The following is a 4,233-nucleotide window of genomic DNA, read 5'->3' as shown; positions in this document are numbered from 1 at the left end:
AGTACCGCTTCGTGTACTTGCTTCCCACCTGGCGCTACTTCCTCTGGAACCTCAGATTCCAGTCTCCAGATATCCAAGACCAAGGGGAAGCTTCAAGGGAGGGTGAAGACCAGAGCGGCGTTCTGTCCGCCGAACCCGAAGGATGTGGTCAGCGCGGCCTGCATAGGAATGTCCCGGGGACGACCACGGACGATGTCCAGTTCTCTTCCAGGGTCCTGGCGGAAGAGGTTGGCGGTCGGCAGGACCTGCTGGTGTTCCAGGGAAAGAACGGTCAGTGCCGCTTCGATCGCCCCAGCTGCTCCCAGTGCATGACCGATGATGCTCTTGGGCGCAGTCACGGGAGGCGGTGTTCCTCGGTACAGACGGAGATAGAGGTCAGCTTCGGTGGCGTCGCCCAGGGGGGTGGAGGTGGCATGGGCGTTGATGTGCCCGATGTCTTGAGTGCGGCATCCGGCATCGGTGAGTGCCGTATGGATGGCCTGTTCCGCTCCAAGGCCCTGAGGGTGGGGAGCAGTGGGGTGATACGCGTCGGCTGAGGAACCGAAGCCCCGCAGCACGGCCCGCAGTCGTGCGCCGCGGCGGCGGGCGTGATCACGGCGTTCCAGGACTAGTACGGCGGCCCCTTCTCCGAGGACGAATCCGTCTCGCTCCCTGTCGAAGGGGCGTGCCGCGAGGTGGGGCTCAGTGCAGCGCTGTGACAGAGCACGCAGCTGGTGAAAGCAGGCCGCTGTCATCGGTGAGCGGGCGGATTCGCTGCCTCCGGCGAGGACGACATCGCAGGCTCCGGCACGGATGAGATCGCGGGCGACACCGAGAGCGGTTGCTCCTGAGGCGCAGGCGCTGGCGATGGTGAAGTTGGTTCCGTGGATACCGAGATCCATGGCGACTTCGCTTGCCGCCATACTCGGCACGCTTCGCGTCAGGGCCAGAGGCGAGACACGGTGGGGCCGGTGCGCGTCCAGGCGATTGAACTCGGTGAGGTAGGTGGCCAAGCTGTTACTGCCGACACCGAGTACGACACCCACCCTGTGGGAGAGGCGGGCGGTCGGCTCGAGGCAGGCATCGGCCATAGCCTGCCGGGCTGCGATCAGGGCCAGGTGGATGAACCTGTCGAGCCGACGGGCAAGGCGCAGGCCAAGTTCTTGTACTGGGTCGATGCCGTCGACGCGGCATGAGAAGGCGACGGGGAGTCCGGACAGCTCGGGGTCTGGGCTGGCCAGGCAGCGGCCCCGCGTCATCGTCTCCCACGCACTACCGGGATCTGTCCCGGCGGGGATCACCAGCCCGAGCCCGGTCACAGCAACCTCGAGCCTTGCATGTGCTCTCATTGACGGGCTCATGCCGACTGGAAGACGAGGACGGCGTTGTGGCCGCCGAATCCCGAAGAGTTACTGATGACTGCGGACATCCGCTGCTCGCGGGGTGCCTTGGTGACGACGTCCAGGTCGATTTCAGGGTCGAGCCGGCAGAGGTTAGCGGTGGGCGGTACGAGCTGGTGGTGGAGGGAGAGCACTGAGCAAACAGCTTCGATTCCGCCGGAGCCGCCGAAGGCATGCCCCAGAACGCTTTTATTTGCGGTGACTGGGGGTGGTGTGCCGAAGACGTCACGCAGTGCTGCTGCCTCGATCCGGTCGTTGAGGACGGTGGAAGTGGCGTGGACATTGACATGGTCGATCTCGCGGGGGTGGAGACCGGCATCGGTGAGCGCCATGCGGAAGGCCTGTTTCGTGCCGAGGCCCTCGGGGTGGGGTGCGGTGGGGTGGTGTGCGTCGCTGGTCGCGCCGAATCCGGACAGGAAGGCGTAGGGGCGCGCTCGGCGGGCCCGTGCGTGTTCCCCGCGCTCCAGCACGAGGACACCCGCCCCCTCGCCCAGCACGAATCCGTCGCGTTCCGCGTCGAAGGGCCGTGACGCGGTCGCCGGATTGTGCCGTCCGGCGGACAGCGCTCCCATCCTCCAGAACGCCGCGGAGATCAGGGGGGAACATGCGGACTCGCTTCCGCCTGCGACTGCGATGTCACACATGCCGGAGCGGATCATCATCGCAGCTGTTCCGATGGCGGTGGTGCCGGAAGCACAGGCGGTGCTGAGGGACATGCTGGGTCCCAGCGCGCCGAGCATCGTCGCCACTTCTCCGGAGGCCATGTTGGGTGAGCTACGCGGGCACGCGGTAGGAGACAGGGCCCGATAGCGCCGCGCGGACATCGTTTCGCATACTGCAACCACGTTATCCTGGCTGGAGCCTCCTACGCCCAGGACGACGCCCACTCTGGTGCCGTCCCACGATCCTGGGTCAAGGGCGGCATCGTTGACGGCCTCGTGTGCCGCCGCCATCGCCATCCTGATAAAGCGGTCGGTGCGCCAGACCAGGCGGGCTCCGACTGTCGCTGCCAGCGCATCGTCATCAATACGGCAGGAAAAGGACACGGGAAGACCAGCCAGTCCGGGGTCGGCTGTGGCAGTGGGGGTGCCCTCACACAGTCGGTGCCAGCTTGGCCCCACCCCCATGCCGGCCGGGGTGACAAGGCCCAACCCCGTTACCGCCACAGCACCGCGCGACGCCATCACCGTGAACCTCCCAGGAAGCCCCGGCCGTCAGGTTGAGGGGAAAATAGGCTCCCACTGAGTGGGACTCGGCCGACCGAACGGAAGAGCGCCCGCACGAGCGGACCGCGCGCACGCGGTTCATCGCCAGAGCCCAGCACATGCTCAGGGCTGGCCACGAGTGATGACAGCAAATGACCACACCCTTCCAAGCGCCGCGGTGCCCGGTCCAGAGCGGGATCCGGCGGCAGTTCGCTTCTCGGCAGCGGAGAATTCACAGCACGGTCCGGTCGGTACCGGTCTTCGCGGCTCTCCCCGCGGCCACCGCCTGCACGAGCGCTTGTCCGGCTTCGGCCAGAGTGCTTTCCGGCCCCAACGAAAGCCCCTCTTCATGCAGCTCGACGCCGGTCGTCTCCTCGATCACCACCACCAGCTCCAGCACTGCGATGGAGTCAAGTTCGAGTTCCGTCAGAGTCGCTTCCGGTCTTACCCTCTCCGCTTCGATCTGGAAATGCTCGGTCAGCAACTGAGCGAGCATCGCCTCGTTGAACTGGACATCGGTGATTTCAACCATGGCGGAGTCCTTAGCGATACAGGGAGAAAAAGAGGGGAAACGGCTCTTCCAAGCAGGAAACCGCCCTCTATCCGATCAGTACAGGCAAGGCGGCCGCACGCCGCGCGATGCTGCCCTGCCAGGCAAGCGCACTCACATCCGCCGCGAGACGGATGCGCGGAAAACGGTGAAACAGGTTATGCAGTACATGCCGCACCTGCAGGTGTCCGAGCCCCGCACCCGGACAGAAGTGCGGTCCGTAGCCGAAGGACACATGACGAGCCGTGCCCGGGCGGTCTGCCATCACGTGCCATGCCCGGGGCCAGCGACTCGGATCGACGTTGGCCACGGGGAAGGCCAGCACCACCAACTGACCGGCATCCACGACGTATCCGCCCAACTGCAGCGGTTCGCTGGCGAACCGCCAAGCCCCATAGGTGAATGGGGCAGCCAGCCGGATGACATCATCAACGATGAACGGCGCATCCTTGGTGCCAAGAGCCAGCGCTCGTCTCGCCTCGCGGTACTCAGAGGAGAGCAGGTGCATCGCCGCGGTCGTGACGGTCGCCAGGGTGGAATCCACGGCCGCGAACAGAATGAACGAGAGCGATCCGAGCAGCTCCGCGGTCGATACCGCTCCGTCTCGGTGAGCAATCAGCAGTGCTGTGGTCAGGTTGTCGCCAGGATCGCGCCGGGCCCAGGCCAAGAGAGCCGTGAGCCGCTTGTTCATCGCGACAGCCGCGGCCCGCATCCCCGGCTCGTCGGGGTGTGCCGCATCGCTCAGGCGCAGACTGAGCGCAACCAGGCGCTGCGCCTGCTCCACCGGCTGGCCGAGCAGGCGGGCCACTGTCGCAGTGGCCACCGGCAGCACAAGACCGGACACGAGGTCGCCCCCGCCCGCCCGCGCGAACCGATTCAGAGCATCTTCCACGGACCGGTTGACCGCCGGCCCGTACTGAGCGACGGCCCGAGGAGTGAGGAACGGCTTTGCGAGCCCGCGCAACCGCACATGGTCGATACCGTCGGAACTCAGCACATTGCGACTAGGCAGTGTCTGATGGCTCTTTGGTGAGGTCGCGGAGCCAGATGACGATGGCGGCGGTGGCCAGGGTGCCGTTGAAGATGTAGTCGCGTTTGT

General features: G+C 65.9%; 4 protein-coding genes. All 4 read right to left on the bottom strand.

The genetic code is table 11. The features are described from left to right. Positions 1-92 precede the first annotated feature (92 nt). Entirely contained in the window at positions 93-1,328 is a 1,236-nt protein-coding gene (locus ACIQWR_RS41360) for a beta-ketoacyl-[acyl-carrier-protein] synthase family protein (RefSeq protein ID WP_404021314.1), read from the bottom strand. A gap of 8 nt (positions 1,329-1,336) precedes the next feature. After that, positions 1,337-2,563 (bottom strand): beta-ketoacyl-[acyl-carrier-protein] synthase family protein, encoded by a 1,227-nt coding sequence (locus ACIQWR_RS41355; protein ID WP_404021317.1) that lies wholly within the window; start codon positions 2,561-2,563, stop codon positions 1,337-1,339. Positions 2,564-2,816: 253 nt separating this feature from the next. Next, entirely contained in the window at positions 2,817-3,116 is a 300-nt protein-coding gene (locus tag ACIQWR_RS41350; protein ID WP_404021311.1) for a phosphopantetheine-binding protein, read from the bottom strand. 67 nt (positions 3,117-3,183) lie between these two features. After that, positions 3,184-4,131 (bottom strand): cytochrome P450, encoded by a 948-nt coding sequence (locus ACIQWR_RS41345; protein ID WP_404021308.1) that lies wholly within the window; start codon positions 4,129-4,131, stop codon positions 3,184-3,186. Positions 4,132-4,233 lie beyond the last annotated feature (102 nt).

This window comes from Streptomyces sp. NPDC098789 (genome assembly GCF_044759975.1).
Classification (GTDB): Bacteria; Actinomycetota; Actinomycetes; order Streptomycetales; family Streptomycetaceae; genus Streptomyces.
Note: the sequence above shows the minus strand (reverse complement) of the source record. Positions and strands in the feature narration are given on the sequence as shown.

What these genes read in the sequence shown, in the direction of transcription:
- ACIQWR_RS41350 (WP_404021311.1), bottom strand. Translation starts at nt 3,116, where the DNA reads ATGGTTGAAATCACCGATGTCCAGTTCAACGAGGCGATGCTCGCTCAG.
- ACIQWR_RS41360 (WP_404021314.1), bottom strand. Translation starts at nt 1,328, where the DNA reads ATGAGAGCACATGCAAGGCTCGAGGTTGCTGTGACCGGGCTCGGGCTG.
- ACIQWR_RS41355 (WP_404021317.1), bottom strand. Translation starts at nt 2,563, where the DNA reads ATGGCGTCGCGCGGTGCTGTGGCGGTAACGGGGTTGGGCCTTGTCACC.